The organism is Kaistella pullorum, assembly GCF_014837035.1.
GTDB lineage: Bacteria > Bacteroidota > Bacteroidia > Flavobacteriales > Weeksellaceae > Kaistella > Kaistella rhinocerotis.
Genome location: NZ_JACSPS010000003.1, coordinates 197,209 through 220,785, shown reverse-complemented (window position 1 = coordinate 220,785; position 23,577 = coordinate 197,209). Strand labels below are relative to the sequence as shown.

At 41.1% G+C, this 23,577-nt stretch carries 18 protein-coding genes and 1 tRNA gene; 6 read left to right on the top strand and 13 right to left on the bottom strand.

What is annotated here, in order from left to right; translation table 11 throughout:
* Window positions 1-131 precede the first annotated feature (131 nt).
* The 4 genes from H9628_RS09570 to H9628_RS09555 all read right to left on the bottom strand — a co-directional run bounded on the left by H9628_RS09570 (window position 132) and on the right by H9628_RS09555 (window position 3,974).
* Window positions 132-335 carry a hypothetical protein gene (locus H9628_RS09570; RefSeq protein ID WP_251833925.1) on the bottom strand — a complete coding sequence of 68 codons (204 nt, stop codon included), beginning with the start codon at window positions 333-335 and terminating at the stop codon, window positions 132-134.
* Window positions 336-338: 3 nt separating this feature from the next.
* Window positions 339-968 carry a DUF3575 domain-containing protein gene (locus H9628_RS09565; protein ID WP_251833924.1) on the bottom strand — a complete coding sequence of 210 codons (630 nt, stop codon included), beginning with the start codon at window positions 966-968 and terminating at the stop codon, window positions 339-341.
* An 11-nt stretch (window positions 969-979) separates the two neighbouring features.
* Entirely contained in the window at window positions 980-2,155 is a 1,176-nt protein-coding gene (locus H9628_RS09560) for a thioredoxin family protein (protein WP_251833923.1), read from the bottom strand.
* Between the two features lie 145 nt (window positions 2,156-2,300).
* On the bottom strand, window positions 2,301-3,974 hold the full coding sequence (locus H9628_RS09555) for a glutamine--tRNA ligase/YqeY domain fusion protein (RefSeq protein ID WP_251833922.1): 1,674 nt from the start codon (window positions 3,972-3,974) through the stop codon (window positions 2,301-2,303).
* Between the two features lie 210 nt (window positions 3,975-4,184).
* Here H9628_RS09555 and H9628_RS09550 point away from each other — a divergent pair, with 210 nt between their 5' ends.
* A complete protein-coding gene (locus tag H9628_RS09550; RefSeq protein WP_251833921.1) occupies window positions 4,185-4,916 on the top strand; it encodes a DUF3575 domain-containing protein in 732 nt (243 codons plus the stop codon).
* Between the two features lie 58 nt (window positions 4,917-4,974).
* On the opposite strand, the gene H9628_RS09545 is transcribed toward H9628_RS09550, so the two are convergent.
* A complete protein-coding gene (locus H9628_RS09545; RefSeq protein WP_251833920.1) occupies window positions 4,975-5,985 on the bottom strand; it encodes an o-succinylbenzoate synthase in 1,011 nt (336 codons plus the stop codon).
* Window positions 5,986-7,002 (bottom strand): class 1 fructose-bisphosphatase, encoded by a 1,017-nt coding sequence (gene fbp, locus H9628_RS09540; protein WP_251833919.1) that lies wholly within the window; start codon window positions 7,000-7,002, stop codon window positions 5,986-5,988. It abuts the gene before it with no gap.
* Window positions 7,003-7,249: 247 nt separating this feature from the next.
* Here fbp and H9628_RS09535 point away from each other — a divergent pair, with 247 nt between their 5' ends.
* From H9628_RS09535 to H9628_RS09525, 3 genes are all read left to right on the top strand, one after another.
* Window positions 7,250-8,488 (top strand): aspartate kinase, encoded by a 1,239-nt coding sequence (locus H9628_RS09535; RefSeq protein WP_251833918.1) that lies wholly within the window; start codon window positions 7,250-7,252, stop codon window positions 8,486-8,488.
* Window positions 8,489-8,504: 16 nt separating this feature from the next.
* Complete coding sequence (locus tag H9628_RS09530) at window positions 8,505-10,337, top strand: lysophospholipid acyltransferase family protein (protein WP_251833917.1); 1,833 nt, start codon at window positions 8,505-8,507, stop codon at window positions 10,335-10,337.
* 93 nt (window positions 10,338-10,430) lie between these two features.
* Window positions 10,431-10,503: transfer RNA gene (locus tag H9628_RS09525), tRNA-Phe, on the top strand.
* A gap of 89 nt (window positions 10,504-10,592) precedes the next feature.
* On the opposite strand, the gene H9628_RS09520 is transcribed toward H9628_RS09525, so the two are convergent.
* The 5 genes from H9628_RS09520 to H9628_RS09500 form a co-directional block, all read right to left on the bottom strand.
* Window positions 10,593-11,861 (bottom strand): McrC family protein, encoded by a 1,269-nt coding sequence (locus H9628_RS09520; protein ID WP_251833916.1) that lies wholly within the window; start codon window positions 11,859-11,861, stop codon window positions 10,593-10,595.
* Window positions 11,861-14,134, bottom strand: a complete 2,274-nt coding sequence (locus H9628_RS09515) for an AAA family ATPase (protein ID WP_251833915.1) — start codon at window positions 14,132-14,134, stop codon at window positions 11,861-11,863. Before H9628_RS09515 ends, H9628_RS09520 begins: the two co-directional genes overlap by 1 nt.
* 2 nt (window positions 14,135-14,136) lie before the next feature.
* Entirely contained in the window at window positions 14,137-14,862 is a 726-nt protein-coding gene (locus H9628_RS09510; RefSeq protein ID WP_251833914.1) for a hypothetical protein, read from the bottom strand.
* Between the two features lie 40 nt (window positions 14,863-14,902).
* Complete coding sequence (locus H9628_RS09505; RefSeq protein ID WP_251833913.1) at window positions 14,903-17,842, bottom strand: Eco57I restriction-modification methylase domain-containing protein; 2,940 nt, start codon at window positions 17,840-17,842, stop codon at window positions 14,903-14,905.
* Window positions 17,843-18,159: 317 nt separating this feature from the next.
* Window positions 18,160-20,310 carry an endonuclease MutS2 gene (locus H9628_RS09500; RefSeq protein WP_251833912.1) on the bottom strand — a complete coding sequence of 717 codons (2,151 nt, stop codon included), beginning with the start codon at window positions 20,308-20,310 and terminating at the stop codon, window positions 18,160-18,162.
* Window positions 20,311-20,518: 208 nt separating this feature from the next.
* On the opposite strand from H9628_RS09500, the gene H9628_RS09495 reads away from it, so the two are divergent.
* Window positions 20,519-21,160 (top strand): uracil-DNA glycosylase, encoded by a 642-nt coding sequence (locus H9628_RS09495; RefSeq protein WP_251833911.1) that lies wholly within the window; start codon window positions 20,519-20,521, stop codon window positions 21,158-21,160.
* Here the strand turns inward: H9628_RS09495 and H9628_RS09490 are convergent.
* Together H9628_RS09490 and H9628_RS09485 are read right to left on the bottom strand one after the other, a co-directional pair.
* Complete coding sequence (locus H9628_RS09490; protein ID WP_251833910.1) at window positions 21,147-21,749, bottom strand: hypothetical protein; 603 nt, start codon at window positions 21,747-21,749, stop codon at window positions 21,147-21,149. The two genes, H9628_RS09495 and H9628_RS09490, sit on opposite strands and share 14 nt — an antisense overlap.
* Window positions 21,750-21,760: 11 nt before the next feature.
* On the bottom strand, window positions 21,761-22,246 hold the full coding sequence (locus H9628_RS09485; RefSeq protein ID WP_251833909.1) for a DUF456 domain-containing protein: 486 nt from the start codon (window positions 22,244-22,246) through the stop codon (window positions 21,761-21,763).
* Window positions 22,247-22,311: 65 nt separating this feature from the next.
* On the opposite strand from H9628_RS09485, the gene H9628_RS09480 reads away from it, so the two are divergent.
* Window positions 22,312-23,577 (top strand): mechanosensitive ion channel family protein, encoded by a 1,266-nt coding sequence (locus H9628_RS09480; RefSeq protein WP_251833908.1) that lies wholly within the window; start codon window positions 22,312-22,314, stop codon window positions 23,575-23,577.

Here is a 23,577-nt window from a genome sequence, read left to right as displayed (position 1 = left end):
CAGAACGTAAACGGAGTACTTTCGATCCAAAACGGAATGTGGAATTAGAGACGGTCTGCGGCCCCGATGGAAGCGGCATCCCCGCCGCGGCGGGATACAGCGGACAGCGGGAAATGTCCGCCCAAAAAAGATCAGTCGAAATCGTGGTAGGTGTCATCCTTAGAGTTCCTAAAGACGAACCACATGCCGATGGTGAGGCCCACCACGCCCGCCGCGGCGGTCATCAGCGCACGCTCGAGCCTGTCGGCCTGGTCATTTCCCAAATAGTTCATGAGGAAAAGGACGATGAAAGTGATGGCCGCGATCAGCCAGTATTTTTTACTTTTAATATCCATTTTTTATCGGATTTTGTAGGAAATCATGAGGCCGCCACGGTAGGGTACCAGTTCTCCGCTGCGGTTGTATTCTCGGTCAGGATCGGTATCGTAGCGCACACCCATTGTTTTGTGAAAACCTTTGTAGAAACTTTGGGCAGTACCACCGCCAAGAAAGGCGTCAATATTCCACTTGTCACTGATCTGCCACTGATAGCCGGCTACGGCGCCGAGAAAAAATGTGTAACCATCCTGGTACAGTTCAGAAGTGACGTAAATCGGTGCATCTGGCTCGTACTGGAAAGGTCCGTCCGACCAGTAGTTGTATTTCTGCATCTTGTAGCGCGCTGCGGTGATGTTCGCACCTACGTAAAAGTGCTTAAATGCCTCGGAAAAATAGTGCCGCACATCAAAACCCAGCATGTATATCTGCGCATATTTTCCAAGGAAGGATTTCCACGGTGAAATGAAAATCTCAGGCTGAAGGGTGGTTTTTTCACCTACCTGGAATTCTGCCGCGGCATTGAGCATCCCGATGGGTAAAAAAACGGCATTTGCTTTCACGTAGACCTGATTGTCGGTACTCTCCGGGGTTGTTTGCGCGGGCAGGATGGCGCATGCTATCAGGCTCAGCACAAGGATTATTTTTTTCAAAATGGGTTCGGTCAATTTAATGTTTGAAGAAGTTGTTGGGCACGCGTGGCGTCTTTGCCCTGTGTTTCTGATAGATGAACGGATGATTCCGCATAGGTCTTTGCGTTATCTTTCTGACCTGTCTTGGCATAAAGTTTTGCCAGAACATACGTGTTTTCAGGTGTTTCAGCCAGCATCACCGATTTTTCTGCCCATTCCTGTGCTTTGCGAAGCGACGCGGGGTTATCGACGTGTTCACTGAAAATAAAAGCAGCCTGCAGCAGTTCGTCCTGCGAGAAATTTTCTGATTTTGAATAGTATTTCAATGCCGCTTTCTCGTACTCCGCGAAATGACCCGCATTTGCATACATGATCACTTTTGTGCGGTAAAGCGCCGTTTCGGCCTCTTCAGTTCCTACTAGCGGAATTGCTCCTTTGTAAAAAACATCGTCATCAATCAGTCCTGTCTTTGTATTTACTGCTTTTTCGAGCAGGTTTGAAATCTTTATATTGGTGTCAAACTGCTTATAGACATCCTCTGAGATGAAAGCTACGATCTCGCTTTTTCTCGTCTGGAAGGTGCTGTAATTTTTATCTGAAACCGCTTTGGTAAAATAAAGCAGCATTCCGACTTCTTCCTGAGTGAGTGGTTGGTTTTTCTTAACGTCAAAATAACGCTCCGAGGCTTTTTGCGCCAAAGGAAAATTGCTCTGTGCGTAAAGCTGCATCATGTTCAGTAAAAATTCGGGCGAAAATTCACCTTTTTCAAAAAGTTCTTTGATGGAAGATGTGGCGTATTTCGGATTGTTTGCTTCCTTCGCAAAAGCCAGGAAAGCCTCCTCACCCATATAACCGATGGTCTGTTTCACCACTTCGCCGTCACCATTGAGGAAAAGATAAGACGGGTAAGAACGTACACCGTACTGCTGCGCAATCCCGATGCCTTCACCTTTTTCCATGTCGATCTTAGCATTGATAAAGTTGGCATTGTAGTAATCGCGAACGGCCGGCAAAGGAAAGATATTTTTCTCCATCATCTTGCACGGGCCGCACCACACCGCAAATGCGTCTAAGAATACCAATTTCTTTTCTTTTTTGGCTTTCGCCAGAATCTCTTTGAAGTTACCTTTTTCAAAATTTATGCTTTCCTGCGCGTAAAAGTTGGCGGAAACGAGGAGTATGATGAATAATAATAGGTTTCTGATCACGATAAAAAAAATTTAGGCGAAGTTAAAATATAATTACGACGGGAAAAAACTTTTAGGGTTTTACGCGCTTTTAAATACTGTTAAAATATTCAAAGTCGCTTGTATTAAAAAAAAATCCTTTCGATGGCGAAAGGATTTGGTTGGTTTATTCGGGTTTATAACTGTCTTTCAGTGTCGCGGTACGGCTGAAAACCAGGTTTTCGGCTGTTGAATCTCGGTCTTTCGTGAAGTATCCGATTCTCTGAAACTGATAGGGCGCGCCGGTTTCGGCCTCTGCAAGAGATGGTTCGGCAAAACCTTTTACAATTTTTAAACTTTCCGGATTCAGGAACTCCATGAAATCAGCTTCTTTTTCTGCATCGGGCTGCGGCGTTGTAAAGAGTCGGTCGTAGATTCTTACTTCCACAGGCAGTGCGTGCTGAGCAGAAACCCAGTGCAGTGTTCCTTTCACTTTTCGCAAGCTCTCTTCAGTTCCGCTCCCTGAGCGACTTTTCGGGTCGTACGCGGCGTAGATTGTGGTTATTTCGCCATTCTCATCTTTGTCAACGCTTTCTGCTTTAATGATATACGCCGATTTTAAACGTACTTCACCACCAATTTTAAGTCTGAAAAATTTGTTTCCTGCTTCTTCTTTGAAATCTTCGCGTTCAATATAAAGTTCGCGTGAAAAAGGAATTTGGCGCGATCCTGCATTTTCGTCTTCCGGATTGTTCTCAGTCTCCAACCATTCTTCTCCGTTTTCAGGATAGTTTGTGATGATGAGTTTCACCGGATCTACCACCGCCATCACACGTGTTGCGGTTTTGTTTAAAGTTTCACGTACAAAAAACTCAAGAAGTTGGATATCAATGAGGTTTTCACGTTTGGCAACGCCTACACGGTCAATGAAATTTTTTATGGCCACCGGCGGATAACCGAGTCTACGCATGCCCGAAATAGTCGGCATCCGCGGATCATCCCACCCGGTAACGGCATTTTCAGCCACCAAACGCTGCAGTTTTCTTTTCGAAGTAATCATGTATGACACGTTCATCCTCGCGAATTCGCGCTGCTTGTTCCGTACTTTGTTATCATCATAAACCTGGTCAAGATACCAGTCGTAGAGAGGTCGGTGGTTTTCGAATTCCAGCGAACACAGTGAATGAGAGATTTGCTCGATATAATCAGACTGCCCGTGCGCCCAGTCGTACATTGGATAGATCTTCCATTTGTCACCCGTACGGTGGTGCGGACGCCGAAGGATGCGGTACATAACAGGGTCGCGCATGTTCATGTTGGGTGAACACATATCTATTTTCGCACGGAGAGACATGGCCCCTTCAGGAAACTCGCCGGCTTTCATCTTAGAAAAAAGTTCTAAACTTTCTTCTACCGGACGGTTTCTGTAAGGAGACTCGATGCCGTCTTCAAATGGGCTTTTACGCTGCGCAGTAATTTCCTCTGAAGTTTGCTCATCTACGTATGCTTTTCCGTCCTTTATCATCTGTACGGCCCAATCGTGGAGCTGTTCAAAATAATCGGATGCGTATAATTCTTTGTCATAAGTAAAGCCCAGCCACTTGATGTCGGCTTTTATGGCATCTACAAATTCCTGTTCTTCTTTTTCAGGATTGGTGTCATCAAACCGAAGATTCACAGGCGCTCCGTATTTTTCACCCAAACCAAAGTTGATGCAAATCGCTTTGGTGTGGCCAATGTGCAGGTAGCCATTGGGCTCCGGCGGAAAACGAAAGCGCAGTTGGTCTTTAGAAAAACCGTTGGCTAAATCTTCCTCGATGATATGCTCAATAAAGTTGAGCGGTTTTTTTTCTTCGTCCATTTTAGAATTCTAATACACGCAAATTTACGGATTTTAGGCTATACCTCTAAATGTAAATGTGCTGCAGTTGTTTTCCTATTGAATTATTTTTAATTGTTTAAGAATGTTATATCTGATTAAATAATATGCATCCAATGCTAAAAATTTTTAATTTTGATTAAAGAGACCTACGCAAAGTGCGTTTCTATAAAAACTAAAAAAAATTAAACCATGAGAACTTTATTATTGGCAGTGATGATGCCAGCTGCACTGTTTTCGCAGACAGAGCCTGAAATTGGGTCTGAAGCTGCCCCGAAAATGAACATTGTGAAGACCAATGTGACTGCTTACGCATTCCGGAACGTTAACCTCACTTATGAACGCATCATCAATAAGCGTTTTTCAGTGTCAGTAGGCTATGGTACCGTGGCAAAAGGAGGAATTCCGTTCAGCAACAGCTTTATCAAGGACACGGAGTTTGAGGATATCGAGATTTCGCAGAGCCATTTTACGATAGAGCCGCGGATCTATTTGGGACAGGGATATGGAAAAGGTTTCTATTTCGCGCCTTACTATCGCCACACCACGTTCGATGCTGAAAATGTAGTACTTGATGTCGATTTTTCCGGTGATACAGTACCGATGTCGATTTCCGGACAGGCTAAGGGAAACAGTGCCGGCCTGATGGTAGGGGCACAGTGGTTTTTAGGAAAAACGGACAGCTGGGTGCTGGATTTTTGGATCGCTGGTGGTCATTATGGTGGTGGAAAAGGAGATTTCCGTGCAAGATCGCCGCGTGCGCTGACGCCTGCTGAACAAGCCGAACTGAAAACCGAAATTGAAGATCTGGACATTCCGTTTGTGGAATATACGGTTGCCACAGATGCAAATGGCGCAAATATCAATGTTGACGGTCCGTGGGCCGGTGTGAGAAGCGGGCTTTCACTTGGGTACCGTTTTTAGAATGTAATTCACTTTTTTTGTTTGAATTCTGCATTATTCTGATGTTGTGACAAACAGTTTAGCCGACGGGATTTGTCCAAAGTTCATCACCTTCAAGGAAAAGCTGTGTTTCAAAATTGTTGGTGAAAAGTCCGCCAGTTCCCAGACCTTGCGGTATTCCAGGATTTTTGGTGAACGTATATTGCGCAATGGCCGCCAAACCGATATTGCTTTCGAGGGCAGACGTGATCCACCAGCCAATTCCCAGGTCTTCGGCAATTGCAATCCACTCATCTGAACCTGCAAAACCGCCCACCAGTGATGGTTTCAGGATGATGAAGTGTGGTTTAACAGTTTCTAATAATGCCTTTTTAGCTTCAAAATCAAAAACGCCGATAAGTTCCTCGTCGAGTGCGATTGGAGTTGGCGAATCTGAGCACAGTTTGCGCATCTGCGCGGTATTCCCGGCTTTTATTGGTTGCTCAATGGAGTGAATTTCCAGTTCAGCCAGTTCGTGCAGAACTTTTTTTGCCTCTTCAGGTGTGAATGCGCCGTTCGCATCTACCCGAAGTTCGAGCTGTTGCGGTGGAAAGTCTTGGCGAAGTTGTTTGAGGATTTTTTTTTCGGAAGACCAATCGGTGCCAATCTTTAATTTTAAACAATCAAAACCTGCTGAAAGTTTTTCCTGAATTTGCTTCTGCATGAACTCCACATCACCCATCCAGATCAGACCGTTGATCTTTATGAAAGCTTCACCCTGAGTAAAATCACTTGGAAAATAAAGTTTTCCACCATGTTTTAGATTTAAGATCGCCTGCTCATATCCAAACCAAATCGACGGAAATTCGCGGAGTTCCTTCGCAAGGGTTTTGGTATCTGCATCGATATTTTGGCAAAGCCACGCGAGTTTTTCTTCGTATTCGGGCACATCATCCGCACTCAGACCGCGAAAAAGTCCGCACTCACCGGTTCCTGTTCTGTGACCGTCCGTAACTTTCAGAATGAAAGTTTCTTTGATATGTAAAACACCCCGCGACGTACCACCGGGTCTTTTAAAGTTCAGAACAAATGAGAAAAAACTTGCCTCCATTTATTGCTGAGCGGCATTTTGCATGAATTCTTCGGCCTTCATCACCATTTTAGAGCTGCCGCAGAAAAACGGTACACGCTGGTGAAGCTCGGTCGGCTGAATCTCGAGGATGCGCTGGAAGCCATCGGTACATTTTCCGCCCGCCTGCTCGGCAAGGAAAGCCATCGGATTGCATTCATACAAAAGCCTGAGTTTTCCGTTCGGGGATTGCGATGTAGAAGGGTAAATGTAAATGCCGCCTTTGATCATATTCCGGTGGAAATCTGAAACCAAGGAGCCGATATAACGTGAAGTATAAGGTCTGTCTTCTTCCTCGCGCTGGCAATATTTAATATAATTTTTCACACCCTGCGGAAATTTGATGTAATTCCCTTCATTGATGGAGTAAATTTTTCCTGTTTCCGGGAATTTCATATTCGGATGAGACAAATAATAAGTGCCAAGACTTGGATCAAGTGTAAAACCGTTCACGCCATTTCCGGTGGTGTAAACAATCATCGTTGAGGAGCCATAAACCACGTATCCTGCGGCAGCCTGATTAACGCCTTTTTGAAGGAAATCTTCCAGCGCAACCGGTGTTCCGGGCTCGGTGACACGTCGGTAAATCGAAAAAATAGTTCCTACTGAGACATTAACGTCAATGTTTGAAGAACCGTCGAGGGGATCGATCAACACGACATATTTACTTAAGTGGGCATTTGAACCACAACGCACATCGATGAAATCATCGCTTTCCTCCGATGCGATCCCGCAGACTACTTCACGCTGAGAAAGCGCTTCAATGAAGATCTCATTCGCCAAAACATCTAGCTTCTGCTGTTCTTCGCCCTGTATGTTTTCATTGCCAGACTGTCCGATGATGTTTGCAATTCCGGCCTTGTTTACTTCGCGGTTCACCACTTTGGAAGCAAGCCGGATCGCACTCAGTAAGCGGGAGAGTTCACCCGTGGAATATTGAAAATCTTCCTGTTTGTCGATAATAAATTCCCCGAGGGTCTGAAAATTCTGTTCTGGCATTTTTTTTCTTTTTGTTATGTTTCAAATTTCGGAAAAATTCTTTGATTTTTAGCCATGTTTGCGGCTTCAGCGAAGAATAAAACCGCCGGCGTACATTATATATTTTTAAAGTTTTGAAAGAATAAAGATATATTCTGTCATCAACCCTTCTTTTTCGTATGTCGGCGCAAATTGATAATTTTGACCCCGGTATTTGCGGTGTGAAAACTAGTGTTAAACATCGGACGTACACATAATCTATTATTAAATGAAAGTTTACAAGTTTGGTGGAGCTTCAGTGAAAGATGCTGAAAGCGTTAAAAATGTGGGGAGTGTACTGAAATCACAGGGATTTGAGCAGTGTGTGCTTGTAGTATCTGCGATGGGAAAAACAACGAATGCACTTGAAAAAGTGGTAGAACTGTATTTTGCTAAACAGGATTTCGCGACTGAACTTTCAAAGATTAAAGAAAATCATACAGCTATTTCGCAAAGGCTCTTCGACGAAAGTCATGAGATATTCGCTAAAATGACCGCCGTTTTCGACGAGGTAGAAGAGTTTTTAGGCCGGAACAAGTCGCCCAACTTCAGTTTTGTCTATGACCAGGTGGTGAGTAGTGGCGAAATTGTTTCCTCAAAAATACTCAGCGCTTACCTGAATGATCAAGGTTTTGATAATCAATGGCTTGATGCCCGAGAGCTCATTAAAACCGACAGCACCTATCGCGAAGGTGTGATAAGCTGGGATGACACCCAAAGAAATATTTCAAGACTGAATCAATCGCAAAGCTATGTGACACAGGGTTTTATAGGTTCTGAAGATGACAATTTTACCGTCACTCTCGGTCGTGAAGGTTCCGATTATTCAGCAGCCATTTTTGCCTATTGTATGAATGCTGAAACGGTAACGATCTGGAAAGATGTGCCCGGCGTGATGACCGGCGATCCCCGAAAATTTGAAAATGTCTCGCTCCTTCCGAATATTTCTTATGAAGAAGCAATCGAGATGGCGTATTATGGCGCGTCGGTAATTCACCCCAAAACTTTGCAGCCATTACAGCAAAAGAACATTCCGTTTTACGTGAAATCTTTTCTTCAGCCTGAAATGCCGGGAACAAAGGTGGGAGAAACCGATCAGAACTGCTATATCGAGTCATTTATATTAAAAGAAAACCAGCATCTGATGCGCATCGCGACGCGCGATTTCTCCTTCATTGCGGAAGATCACATGAGCCAGATTTTTTCAATGCTCGCGAAGTTTAAAATTAAAGTCTCGCTAATGCAGAATTCGGCCATTTCGCTTGCGCTCTGCCTGGAAGATAAATATGAAAAAATCAGCGATCTGGAACGTGAACTTTCGCAGCATTTCAGTACGGAAACAGTGAAAAATGTTTCACTTTTTACGGTTCGGAACGCCGATTTGCAAAAATTGCATACTTTCTATAATGGTAAGACCATCCTCTTAGAGCAAATCTCAAAAAAAACTGTACAGCTAATAACCAACTGATAACCAGATAATAACTATGAGTCTCATCACTGAAAACGACCTGATCGCCGCGGCAGGCCTGAACCGTCTTGGTTTTCTGAAGAATCCGGTGGCATCGGCCATCATGCGGCTTACAAAAATATCGGAGGTAAATAAGCTTTATGATATCTTAAAAGACAAGAAAGGCAAAGATTTTTTTGATGCATTCGTCCGCGAGCGTGGATTGAAATATATCGTGTTCGAGGAAGATTTGGAGAAAATCCCTAAAACAGGACCTTTCATTTTGGTATCGAATCATCCGCTTGGCGCTATTGACGGTATTCTGATGACTAAAGTCTTAACCGAAATCAGGCCCGATTTCAAAGTGATGGGCAATTTCCTCCTCGAAAAGATTAAACCCATGGAACCTTACGTGATTCCTGTAAATCCTTTTGAAAGCAGAAAGGAAGTGCGCAGCAGTGCGGCCGGAATGCGCGAAACACTTAAACATCTCCAAAACGGCGGCTGCGTCGGCATCTTCCCCGCCGGTGAGGTTTCGAACAAGAATAATGACTTTAATGAAATACATGACCGTGCGTGGGAAAAACCGGCTCTTAAACTTATAAAAGCGGCGAAAGTGCCCGTGGTTCCGATGTATTTCCACGCCAAGAACAGTCGTCTTTTCTACCAACTCGCAAAACTGCATCCGGAACTTCAGACTTTAATGTTGCCGGCCGAAATGATGCACAAACGCGAAAAACCAATACGCATCCGCGTCGGGAAACCCGTGCCGACGCGTGCGCTTGAAGATCACGATACGATCGAGGAAATGGGCGAATTTCTGCAGAACAAAATATACATGCTGAAATCGTATTACGAAAAGCGGAAATCTATTGCTGAACAGCTCAAATTACCCAATCTGAAACTGAATTTCCCGATCATGAAGGAGGAAAATGTAGTTCAGAATATCATTGATGAGACGCCGCAGGATGACATTGAGAAAGAAATCGCATTACTTGGCGACAAAATGCTCTTCCGCAACGGGAATTACGAACTCTATTTTACTACATACGGCGAAATTCCGTCCATTATGCGTGAAATAGGCCGGCAGCGCGAACTCACTTTCCGCAAGATAGGTGAGGGGAGCAATCTTCCGTTCGATCTGGACCGCTATGATGAATACTACCACCATCTGTTCCTGTGGGATGCCAACGCCCGAAAACTCGTGGGCGCCTACCGCATGGCGCTGGGCAGCGAGGTGATGAAAAAACACGGCATCGAAGGATTCTATACGAGTTCTTTGTTTGAGTTTGACCAGGAACTGAGACCGTTTTTCCGCAAAGTGATAGAGATGGGCCGTGCCTACATCTCGTCTGAGTATCAGCAGAAGCCCTTGCCGCTATTCCTTTTGTGGCGCGGCATCGTGCACGTATGTCTTAGAAATCCGGAACACAAATTCCTGATGGGCGGTGTGAGTATCTCCAATAAATTCTCGGAATTTTCAAAATCGCTGATGATCGAGTTTATGCGTTCGCACTATTACGATTCTGCAGTGGCGCAGTATATCCACCCTAAAAAGGAATTCAAAGTAAAACTGAAAGACCGCGACAAACATCTGTTCTTCGACGAAATGGAGTCTGACCTTAACAAGCTCGACAAAATTATCGATGATCTGGAACCCGAAATGCGGATGCCGGTTTTGATTAAAAAATACATCAAGCAGAACGCAAAAGTGATTTCTTTTAACGTAGATCCTAGCTTTAATGACGCGATCGACGGGCTGATGTATATCCGAATCAGTGATCTCCCCGAGAGTACAATAAAGCCGGTACTCGAAGAAATGAGCGAGCAAATGCGCAAAGAAGAAAATAATGCGGCTGAGAATCAATAGGTTTTTGCTTTGCATTAAAATTTTACCGGAATAAATTTGGAGCCAATAGCGTAAATGCTTACTTTTGCACCACTTTACTACGGTAATGAAGGCGGTTTCTTAGCTCAGTTGGTAGAGCAATGGATTGAAAATCCATGTGTCCCTGGTTCGATTCCTGGAGAAACCACTCTTAAATCAGTCACTTACAATTTTGTAGGTGACTTTTTTTATGCCCTTGCACGTTCTTTGCACGATTTTAAAAAATTATCAAACATTTCAGTAGTTTTGTTTTAACACCGACTGCAACTTTAAAAATATTTCTTCTGCTAAAATTTCAGAATCTCGCAATGCACCATCTCTAACAACAGATAAGAAGCCGACCTTACAGTAGTTTTCTACCTCTTGAAAAGTATCGTCGGACAATCTATATGGCTTGTGATGGTATCTTCCGAATTTGGAGTCTTCCTGAGTGATTTTCGGATACAATAGTATGCTCTTGCTCGACTTCCAATGGAGATTGTAGGCAAACATCTGTTTCAGGTCATCATCTGCAGGATTGTTGCTATCTACAATTTTCCATTTTGTATCTATGACAAAGGTTTCTTTGTTATTTCTAATTACAATGTCGGGACGGATGGTCTTGTTTTCCCAAAATTTATCCTGTGACTGTGCACTGATTTCATACAGATTTGAGTCATGATGTTTCTGTAAAATACGGTAGATGTATTCCTCCCATAATTTATTCATATCAAACAGTAAGGTTAACATCTGATCCTGACCTGAATTTAAGTTTGGAGAATAATTCAGAATCAACATCTTCGAAATGTCTAGGGATTTGGAATATGTCTTGGATTTACGGTCCAATTTAAGGTCCTGAAATTGTTTGGCTGTAAATTCCCTAACCGTGAAATCATTAAACTCATAAAGTAATCTTTTAACCCTGTCTTTTAGTCTATTGCTCAGCAACGTATCGACGATCTTCAAAGCTTGAAAGATGATTTGATGGATTTGATGGTCTTTATCATAAACCTGATGCTCACAATAGAACCGTTCTTTGTGAATTAAGTTTTTCTGAATATCTCTTGAGAAAACTAATTTTCCTTTCAATGTTAATTGATTATTCTCAACCCTACGGTATTTCTTAATCAACCCTTTCTTCACCAACTGTTCTACTTCACGGATGAAGAGTTCAAAATAAACTTCAAGAATAGAATTGTTCTTTCTTTTCAGTCCTGTTTCGGATACCGTATCAACTTGGATGTGTTTACATACCCTCAGCATATTAAGTAATACACTTTGCCACAATTGTTTATTGGGGTGATCTGAGTTATCCGCTTTGGGGAGGATTTCGATTGTTAACCCACCAACCTGGATTACCCCCACATAACTGTTAAATTGCACACCCCTGTAGATCGGTGTAAAATATTTGTTCCCGTTTTTCTCATTAAATTTCACGAGAGAGTTTAAATGATTCTCTGAAAAACCATCTTCACCAATTTTTAATTTTTGGTATTCAAAAACCTGTATGAAGTTTTTAGAACTCATTAAGCAGGAATAGAAATGGGTTGGTAAATTGAAATGAAATCTGAGGGATTCATCAACTCAATATCCGAAAACTCATATATTTTCTTGTCGGTAAGGAAATCAACATCATCGTACCCCTTGAAGTTGGCAAGGATCTTTTTGTTCTCATGCGCAGTTGATGCGGTCACGAAACGGTCACCCAACACCAAACCGATTTTCCCGAAATCACCGTAGAAATACTCTTCCAACAATGGGATAATTTTGTTCTTGAAGGTATATTTTAAATCAGGTAAAGTGTTAACTGAAATAAAATATGAATGTCCAATTTGATGATCTTTATCCACCAACAGTTCGATCCGTTTATTGATGGTTTCAAGCAGAGAAATTAAATTGATATTGGTTTCGGGTATTGTACCCTCATGCTCATGTGCTGTCAGAAGAACCTGAGGATCCGACTTCATTTCGGTAAAAGAAAATCTCCTTCTTAATGCGGTGTCCAATGCTTCAACACTACGGTCTGCAGTATTCATTGTTCCGATAAGATAAAGGTTGGGCGGTACACCAAAGTTTTCTTTGCTGTAAGGAAGTATGACTTCAATGGATTCTTTGCTTCCCAATCTCTTGTCATCTTCAATGAGGGTAATCAGTTCTCCAAAGATTGCAGAAATATTACCACGGTTGATTTCATCCATAATGAGCACATAACGGTCAAGAGTTTTGGTCGTTATTGTATCATCTGAATAGGAATTTAGTTTATCGATAATTGAAGGATAATAAATACCTACACCGTGATTAGTGTGGTTTCTTTCCCCATAAAAGAGTTCTTTCATCGTTTTAAAGCTTAACGTGTGTGCGGTTCCTCCGCTCGCTTTCCTGAACCTTAAGTTTTTTTCGTTAAAAGATATAATTGTAAAGTCGCTTCCCTTTGTTTTTAACGGGAATTTGATATTATTGTCCTCCTCCCATTCATCTTTAAGTTTTTCCAAAGCGTTTTCGAAAGATATATGATTGGTTTTTGTGGATTGGGAGTTTAACCAATTGTCCTGTGCTTTAGAAGCAATCTTCGTGAATATCCCATCCTCTACCTCATAAATTACTTTATGATCTATAGTTTTAGGTTTAATCCCTTCAATAAAATCCTCATACCCCAAACTCTGATGAAAAGTGGTGAATCTGATTTGTTTTAACTCGTAATAATGATCGTAAAGCTTTAGGATATCTTCACGATCCTCCTGTGTATTACCAAATTGTCGATCTTCAATGATTTCTACCGCGAGTTTTTTAGTGGAGTAGGTCTTTCCCGACCCAGGACACCCGAACAAGATTTGGTTAAGTGGATGGTTCATTACTGATGTTTCTAACTGTGAAATTTTAATAAGTTCGTCGTATTGTTCTTGGGTTGCTGAAAAATTTGTTCCCTGATTCCCCCCTTTCAATGAAGACAGAATTGAATTTTCTTTGATCTGATTAGATAAGATCGGGTTCTTAACAAGATTGTGGGTGATTTTTATTTGAACTCGGTCTTCGTTGGGATTGTGCTGTGTTTTGTAAAAACTAAGTTCCTCTTCATTTTCAACTATTTTACCTACATCTGATGTTACTTCCCCCAAACCGTAAACTCCCGATTCACCACCTGTAAGCCATAATATTATCTTGTCACCAATTTTTATTTTGTCCTTGTGAGCGGCTACCTTCCAACTTGTAATGGACGTATTTGTTAATGCACCAACAACATCGTAATAGTCGGGATTTCCTTGGAAAATCCAATGGTTGGTTTGATTGCTTGATGCTAAAGTAAGTAACTCCTCTTTCAGAATTTTAAAATGCGGTAGAATAGAATTGATATGCTCAATCGTCATGGTTTTCAAACTATCCCAATCCTTGAGATCCTTGAAGGTAAACTCCTTTACAATGCTGTTGTTTTTTCTGAAATTGTAATACCACTTTCGTAAAGGATCGTTTTCTAAAACACCGACAGTATCAATTTTTACAACCAACTTGGTTCCTGATTCAATACTTAGTGTTATTGCAAGTTTCTTGTAATCTAAATCGCTTTGAGTTGGATAAAGTTTGGCCCAATGGTACCATTCAAAAATGTTGGCTTGATTGGTTGGTTTCCGAGTTATTTTAACCGCTCCATTAGGGAACATTTCATCTTTAACCAAGGTAGACCAAAAATATACCTTATCATATATTTTTTTTAGATCTGCGTAGGTGTGATTATCCTCAGGGGTCTTTAATTTACCTGAATGCACTTTCAGTAATTCAAAGTCGTTTGCAGTAAAAAAATCCATGCTTAATTGGTTTTTGGAATATAGATCCCTCCTTTGCCATCGAGGATTTTATAACTCAAATCTTTTTTAAAATTGTTCTTAGAGACTTGTTGTAACTCGCGGTATAACCTTTTAAATTCATCTGAGTTTTTATCAAGCTTTGTGAAAAATTTAGATAACGCATTTTGGGTTTCGCCACCTGATCCCGATGAATCATAATTGGCGATGGTAGTATCTTTGTATCCTAAAAATTTACTTGGAGCAAACAGTTCTTCTTCAGGCCAATAATACCAATGAAAAAACTGTGAGTATTTACGAAATGTTTGGGAATTGTCTCCATTATCTATTTCCTGAAATGCTCTGAAATTTTTTATAATATCGTCCCAAGTTTCTACTTTTGGTTTCTTATACAGTGTATTTACAGGTGGTAAATAGGAAAATTGTTCGGACGTAGTAATGTGAAGGAATTTATTTGAGGTCAAGAATTCAGAGTCTGTTAAATCTTCCCACCTATTATCAATGTAAACTTTCGCTTCAATAACTTTCCCACCAATGCCATCGGTATATGTTACGATAGCGACATCATTTTCATTTATATCATCGAGGACATCTAGATAATATACAATTTCCCCTTTTGTGTATTCTAAATCATCATGATCGAACGGAACGGAGTTCTCAATTTCAATAGATCTGCCGTTGCTGTCTAATTTATAAAATTCATAATAGAATTTAAAATCTTGTTTTTCCATATCAGTGTTTTTCTTATGTTTTTTATTTCCTTTTATTTTCTTAAGAGTTCTCCACTATCTTAATCTCCTCCTCAGTCAAACCATACAGTTCATAAACCATCTGATCAATCTCTTTGTCGGTAGCATCTATTTGGGATTTTATCTCCAACACCTTTTTCTTCTCCGTTTCGAAATAATCTTCCCACTCGGATTTTTGTGAAAGGGAAAGGGTTACTTTTTGTTTGGCGAGTTCTTTCAGGAAATCTGCGTAAGACAATTGATCCCAACTTTGGAGTTTCTTCGGTAAGGTTTCAAGTGAGAATTCCCGCTGAAGGTTTCTTTGGAATTTTCCTGAGATTTCTTGTAGATCCTTGTTTATGTCCAAGATTTTATTCACTATTACCTCTAAACAATCTATATTTTCTGCTAATGGGATTACTCTTAATTGTTCAGGTTTGATATTCACATCATAAAAATGGTAGGAAAACCAATAGTTGATTAATTTAGAATTGAGTATACCAAGTATTGGCTTTAAGGAGATGTTATTTGGATCTTTAATTAGAATGTTTGATAAACCATCACTACTTACATACTGATCCTCATCAAGAACAGAGACAATTCGCTGTTTCATTTTGGGGTTTCTAATTCTTTGAATAAGAATTTTAGGATTATCATAAATGTATTGGGGTCGCGGTCGATGTAACCATTTGCCGAATTTAATGTACTCATTATTCCACTTAACGATATATTTCCCTATATCTCCACCATTCAACAATCTGCGATGAAACTCTGTATCTTGAGTTAAACTATTATAAGGTCTATCTGCGTTCTTGGCTCCGTACGCTGACATTCCACGCCATATTTCTGTTACACTACCCAATGTGTTTTTAATGTTATTAAGTTTTTCAATTATAGATGACGTCGGTTTAAAATTTAATATAAAATCGTCGCCCTTATTTGTAATCACTGCCACAAATTCATCCATTAAGTTTTTCCCAATGCGTATGAATGCATAGTTGGATGGAATTCTGTTGTGTATAATAAAAATTGATGTATCCACTACGGCATCGGAGAAAATATTATAAAGTGATTCCGAACATTTATAAAGACTATAATTATTAAAAATTAAATTCCTTAATTTCTTAAAATAACTCAAGTTTATCCAAGTGTCAGGTGTAATGAAACCTAAAAAACCATTACATTTCAAAAGAGTTAAAGATTTCTCGATAAAAAACTTATATAATTCAAAAGGACCTTCCGTACTTTTATAATAGGTCGAAAAAAAATCTTTTCCATCGGTAATATTTACTCCATACGGCGGATTCCCAATCACCACATCAAAACCACCTTTAGCAAAAACCTGAGGAAATTCATCTTCCCATTTAAATGCTTTATTTCCTGCGATCTCAGGATCATCAATCAGCGAGTTTCCGCATTTAATGTTATCATTCAGGCTGTTCAACTTTCGGTTCGGTTCTGCGGTGCGAAGCCATAAGGAAAGTTTGGCGATCTCAACACTTTCTTCGTTCAGATCCACGCCAAACAAGTTATTCTCGAGGATACTTTCCGAATGGTAACTGAATGAGATGGAAGATCCTGTAAGTTTGGATTCCAATTCATCAATGTACTGATGTTCTTCAATCAGGAAATTCAGTGCTTCATTCAGAAACGCACCACTTCCACATGCAGGATCTACAATGGTAATATGCAGTAACCATTCACGATAATCATCGAGTTTCTTTAGAAGGTTTTCTTTGGTCTTCTGCTGACGTTTTTTGTCGGTGAAGTAATCTTCTTCAATGATCCCAAAGTCGGTCTTCTTTTCTTCACACAGTTTCCCAACCGTATTTTCTACGATATATTTAGTGATGTACTTCGGAGTATAGAATACACCGTCTTTTTTCCTTTTGGTTTTCGATTTGTCTACTTCCTTTCCTTCTAATTGGGATTTAATTTCATCGATTTCATTCAGGGAATTTTCAAAGATATGTCCCAATATATTTACATCGACCTCACTTGCAAAATCATATTCCGAAAGTTTCAGGGAGTGTTTATAAAGCAGTTGGTCATCAATCTTAACATGGTCTAAAATCTCATCGGCTTTGAAGAGTCCACCATTATAAGCGAATACATCGTGGTGCTTTCCCTTGTAACCTGTGTTTAGATAACCGAAGTATTTTTTATAGCGGTTGTATAACGGGACGCACTCATCAAGTTCATTAAGTTTGTTCCACTGTTCAAGAATCTGTCTTACAGAGTTGGGAGGTAATAAACCACGGTCTTCCCCAAAGAACAGAAACAGTAAGCGGTCGAGTAGCTTTTGTGTTTTCTTAAAGAGTTCAAGTTGGTCGGAATCAGGATTAAGTTCCACCAGATTTTGGAAAAGTTCCCGCTTGAAAAGCGAGTAATCTTTATAAAGTTTTTTAGTGATCGTATCTTCCTGACTCAGGGATTCATCTTTGATTTTCTTCGGAATATTGTTTTTGATATTCTCGTAAGATAGAAGAAGGTAGAGCAGATTGAAATCATCCAGTTTAAGGTCGAATAAGTTGAATTCTACGAAGGTAACTGAGTCATCGATATAAAACCTTAGCTTTTCAAAGTTGGAGGTGATAACGTACACACAACCCGTTTGGTTGTTTTTATAATTAAATGCCTGCTGTTCTACTTTTCCAAGATCGGTTGTATTCGTTCCTTTCAGTTCGATCACCCCAACCACATTTTCTTCAATGAGAATTCCACCATCTGCTTTTTTAGCATCCTTAATGTTGCGTAGTTCAGTCGTAAGGTTGAAACCAACTGTTGGATTCAGGGTATAACCGAAGATATCCACAAACAGATCCCGTAGAAAACCTTCCTGATACTGTTCTTCTTTCGAATTTCGGATATTCTCCTGAATATTAGGGTTGTGAAAATGGTTCTGAAAGTCAATCCATTTATTCTGTAAGGTTTGTGAGTCCTGTGTTTTGAGGTATTTCTTAATTATCGTCTTCTGAAACATATAGGCATTTAGATTTCTAAAAGTAAGTAATTCACTTCCGCTATGCAAGATGACAGATAAAATAGAAGTTTGATGTTGAAGCCCAAATACTTTTGTGTTTCCTTAGCGTACTGTTTAAAGCCAAATCACCAGACTTTTTTACGCAAATACACGCGCCGTATAATGTTCAGAATTTCATAGGTTTTGTTCGGGTCTTGTTCGGGTCTTGTTCGGGTTTTGTTCGGAAAAGAACCATATCTTCCGAACAAGACCCGAACTGTTCCGAAGCCATACCCAAAGGAGACCTGATTAAGTTATGTAGATTGAAGGAATTTACCTTAAATCCGCTCCAGCTCGTCCGCTGAAATTTGCGTCTTGAAAGTACCGTAATTCACGGTGACTTTCTGGTTTTTCTCGATTTTTTCGATGGTTCCGACGCTCGTACTTCCGGCAATCCGCACTCGTTGCCCGATTTTCAGCCATACCGCGCGCTCTTTCACCCGCTTGTCTTCGAGTTTTTCGTGGGTTTCGGCAATTTTTTCCTGTACGTTTTCCTTTTTCAGCTGCTGCGTAATTTTGCGTTTTACGATCTGCATTTTCTTGCTTTCGTCTTTGTCGGAACCTAACTTGCGGAATTTTTCCTGTTCCAGAATTTTCACAAAATCTTTCACCACATCCTTGCGCGATTTCCCTTTGACGTAAGCGTCGATAAATCCTTCGATCTTGCCGCCAAACTGCAGTTTGCGGTGTTCCTCTTCGTATAGTTTCTGGAAATTGAAGAGTTTCTGCTGCAGCTGTTCGTTCAGTTTTTCAAGGTTTTCCTTCTTGTTTTGAGTTGATTCTTTCTGTTCGGTAAGGTTGGATTTAAGTTTTTCAACTTCAAATTTTTCCTGCTGAAGCTTCACGATCGTCTTATCCAAATTTACGATGTCGTGTTCCACCTTTTTCTTGGCGGAATTGATAATAAAATTCGGAATCTTATTTTTTTGAGCCACTTCAAAAGTGAATGAACTTCCGGCTTGCCCCACTTCAAGTTTGTAGAGTGGTTCCAGCGTTTTTTCGTCGAATAACATCGCGGCGTTCTGAGCATTCGGGAGTTGTTCTACCACCAATTTGATGTTGGTATAATGCGTGGTGATAATGGCGAAACTTTTCTTTTTGTAGAAATGTTCGAGGAAACTTTCAGCCAACGCGCCACCCAGTTCCGGGTCTGATCCCGTGCCGAATTCGTCGATGAGCAGAAGTGTGTTCTCATCAGCCTCGCGAATGATGTGTGACATCTTCTTGAGTCGCGATGAATACGTGGAAAGATGGTTTTCGATCGATTGATTGTCGCCGATGTCGGTCATGATCCGGTCAAAGAAAAACATCTCGGATTTAGGATGAACCGGTACCAAAATCCCGCTCTGAATCATGAGTTGAAGCAATCCTGCCGTTTTTAAAGTAATTGACTTTCCGCCTGCATTCGGCCCCGAAATACACAGAATACGGTTATGTTCGGTGAGCGTAAAGGTCTGCGGATAGATTTCTTTGTTTTCCGCGCGGTTTCGCAACAGCAGCAGCGGATGGTAGGCATTCACGTACCGCAGCGTTTTGTGATGGTTGATTTTCGGCAAAATGCCACCGATTTTTTTCGCAAATTTTGCTTTCGCGCGCGTAAGGTCGAGATCGAAGATATACGTTTGATAATCTGATAGTTCAGGCTGAAATTCTGCGATTTCGGCGGTGAGTCTGCGCAGGATTTTATCTACCTCTTTCTTTTCCTCTTCAAGGTTTTCGCGAAGTTTGAAATGATGCTTCACCACAGATTCCGGTTGGATATAGGTGATTGAGCCGGTTTTTGAAACGCCCAGAATTCGGCCTGGAACCCGTTTTTTGTATCCGGATTTTACCGCTAAGACGCGGATGTCCTCAATGATGCTTTCGCGGATGTCTTCAAGGAAATCTGTGGAAGAGAGCGCAGTCAGTGCTCTGTTAAAATTTTCCTGGATGGTTTTTCGCGCATGGGAGATTTCTGTGCGAAGTATCCTGAGTTCGGGTGACGCTTCGCTTTTTACCTCGCCAAAACGGTTGAAAACCGCATCGATCTTTACCACAATCTCTTTCCTGAAATCTAGTTTTTTGACGTCATTGCTTAAGTTCAGGAACAATTGGCCGTAGGTGGGCAGAAATTTCTGGAGTTTACCGATCTGTTCCGTTAGGCTTTTAATCTTGATAAATGAAGCGTTATCGAGCCTGTAGTTCTCGATTGCCATCACCTTAAGTTCTGCTTCTATATCTTCGTACTCGCTGAATGGAATCGCGTTATCGCTTTCAAAACTTGAAACAAATTCTGATACTTTATTTAAAGCAATTTCGGCCTCCTCAAGCGAGATTGGCCGAAGTTCCTCAATTTTCTGGGCAGTTTTGGGTGAGAACGCGAACGGCGAGATTTCCGCCAGCAGTTCAGGGAACTCGAGTTCCTCTAATTGGTCTTTGGTTATATGCACAGTACAAATTTAATGAGATTTTTACAGATGAGGTGATGTTGGTTGCTAGTCCGTAATTTAGTAAAGGCGAAGTTTTATTTGGTGGCTTTCGTTGAAAAGTTTTGAACTTTCCTTTCGAAACTCAGTTTTCAAACTATACCTTATTTTTGCAGTATTCAAAACCAATTTGTGCGTTCAGCCGCAACCATTCAATTTAAATCTTTAAAAAATGACCTGGACAGAAATCCTCGCTCCAATAAAAAACAGTGCTTATTTCGAGAATCTGTGGCAAAACGTGAAAAGAGAATACTCAAATTCAAAATGTTTCCCACCTAAATATCAGATTTTCCGCGCGCTCGAACTTACGCCGTTTGAAGAGGTGAAAGTGGTAATCCTTGGTCAGGATCCTTATCATAATGATTTTCAGGCGAATGGATTGTGTTTTTCGGTTTCTGAACAGGTTTCTGCGCCGCCATCACTTAAAAATATTTTTACCGAATTAAAATACGATCTCGGAATCACGCGAACAAGAACCGAACTTGAAGATTGGGCAAAACAGGGCGTTCTGCTGCTCAACGCTACACTTACGGTAAAGGCGCACTCCCCGAATTCACATAAAGATTTAGGCTGGGAAATATTTACCAATCATATCATTAAAGAAATATCAGACCGCAAAGCGGACGTGGTTTTCGTTTTATGGGGCGCATTTGCCCAAAAAAAAGCCTCGCTGATTGACGAGGCTAAACATTTGGTGATAAAATCTGCGCATCCGTCGCCCTTTTCCGTTTATCGCGGATTTTATGGAAGCAGACCTTTCTCTAAGATCAATACGTATCTTGAATCCCGCGATAAGAAACCTATCGCGTGGTAGTGCGTTGGGTGGTCTGATCTCCACCGCTGCCTTTGGTTATTTTAAGTCCGATCTTGTATTTGCCCGCAAGATCCTTAAATCCTTTTGAAGACGTGGTTTGTGGAGTTACACTGACCAGCGAAACTGTGTTTCCGTTGAAGTCCTGCGTTTTTGAATATCCTTTTTTAGCGTCACTCATCGTACTGATCTGCATAGTGACCGGCCTTGTGTAAAGACCCATCATTTCCACTTCTGCAACGGCGACGCCGGCCCAGATACAATTTACACCTTCAGGGCAGCGGCTGTCTTCCACCATCCGTTTGAAGGTTACATTCATCTCGTATTCTTTGATGAACCTTTTTTCGCCTTCGTTGAGGTAGATTACGCCGGTCATATCAGTTGCTGTTTCGGTTTGTTCTTTTCTAGAGATTTCCACCGCTTCATTATCCGGAGGAAGACCTACGGACATTTCGGGTTCCGTGCTTTTCTGCGGTACACGGTTTACAGTGGCTGTTTCAGGCACTATATTGCTTTCTTCCTGTGTCATTTTGTTTTGGCAGGCAGCTATCGTTAGAACGCTGATTCCTGTAATTAATAGTCTGTGGATCATGGTGGTAGGTTTTAAAACATATCGAAGATTACTACCAAAAACATTGCCAACCCGACGATGAAGTTAAAACCAGTCCCGTATATAAAGCCAATCAGGGCACCTTTTGTAGAGTTCCAGGCTTTCTTTTTGTCCTTGGCGTCGTGTAAAAGTTCGCCAACAAAAACACCAAGAAACATCCCAATCAGAAACCCGAATGGAACCGGGATAAAAAACATTCCGGCAAAGGTACCGATTACCGATCCGATACTGCCCCAACGTGTGCCGCCATATTTACGCGTGGTGCGTGCGGGTATCACATAGTTCAGAATTATTGACACCAGCGTGAGTGCGGAGAAAATCCAGACGTAAGCCATCGGCAAGGGTGCGTCTGTGCCGAATTTATAAATCAGCAAACCGCACAGACTCAGCAATAAACCGGGCAAAACCGGCAAGAAGGTTCCCAGCAAACCCAGCACGAGGAGTACGAGACTGGCGACATTAATCAGTGTATAATCCATGGTAAGTTTTGTTAAAAGTAGGCATTAATCGTCTAAACACAAACGGATTTCTTATTTTTGCTGTAATGAATGACGAACTGACAAATACTAGAAATTTTTTACAGGCGATAAGTGACGCTATTCATTTTTTTATCCAAGACAATGTTCCAAGTAATTGGGCGACACTGGTTCAGATTCTAGCTAAATTTGTTGTTTTTGCAGGGTTGATTTATTTAGTTGATTTGGTGGTTAAACTGATAATCAACAGTGTTTTTAAGTTGTTGTACGACAACGATAAACACCCGGTGATGAAATCTATTTATGTGGCGAAAATCACCAATTCTTTTGCACACATTATTGCAGTATTATTTGCCAGTTTCTCCGTTGATTCCTTTTTTTATGGCCGCCATCCGAAAAGTTTTATCTTTTTGGAAAGGATGATTGGTCTAGCCATTGTTTTCGTCGTTGCTGGAATGCTGTACCGCAGTTTAAGTGCATTCCGGAATTACTTTATCATTCAGCAGGATTTCTATAAAATCATCGCCCTCAACGCTGTTTCACAAACCGTGAAAATATTTGGAATTTTTGTAGCATCAGTTGTAGCAATCAGTGTTATTTTTGGGATCAGCGGTTCTGCGATTCTGGGAAGTCTGGGAGCTATTACCGCAGTTTTGGTGCTGGTTTTCCGGGATACCATTTTGGGTTTTATCACAGGAATTCATGTTGCCACTTCAAAAAATCTGAAAGTCGGCGACTGGATCGGAATCCCAAAATATAATCTGGAAGGAAATATTTTGGATATCAACCTTTTAACAACAAAAATTCAGAATTTCGATAAAACGATCTCTACCATTCCAACTTATGATTTGCTGACGACCGAAATTAAGAACATCCAGGTGATGTCTGAAAGTAATACGCGCCGTATAAAGCGTTCGATTATTTTTAATATTAATTCCTTTAAGTTTATTGATGTTGAGGAACTCGAGAAATTATTAAAGATTAACCTGATCACAGATTATCTGCTCGAAAAAAAGACTGAGATGACCGAAGCTCGCCAAAATATGCCGAACGCTGAACTGGTGATCAACGGCCGCCAGCTGACCAATATCGGTGTTTTCCGGGAGTATGTTTTTAACTATCTGAAAAACAGTCCGCATATCGATCAGTCGGGCACGCTGATGGTTCGTCAGCTCGAAAATACTCCGCATGGTATGCCGCTCGAGATTTACTGTTTTACGAACGATTCTACCTGGGTGACGTATGAAGGCATTCAGGCTGATATTTTCGATCACCTGTTGGTGGCTTCAAAAGAGTTTGATCTTGAAATCATTCAGATCGCAAAAATTTCTTAA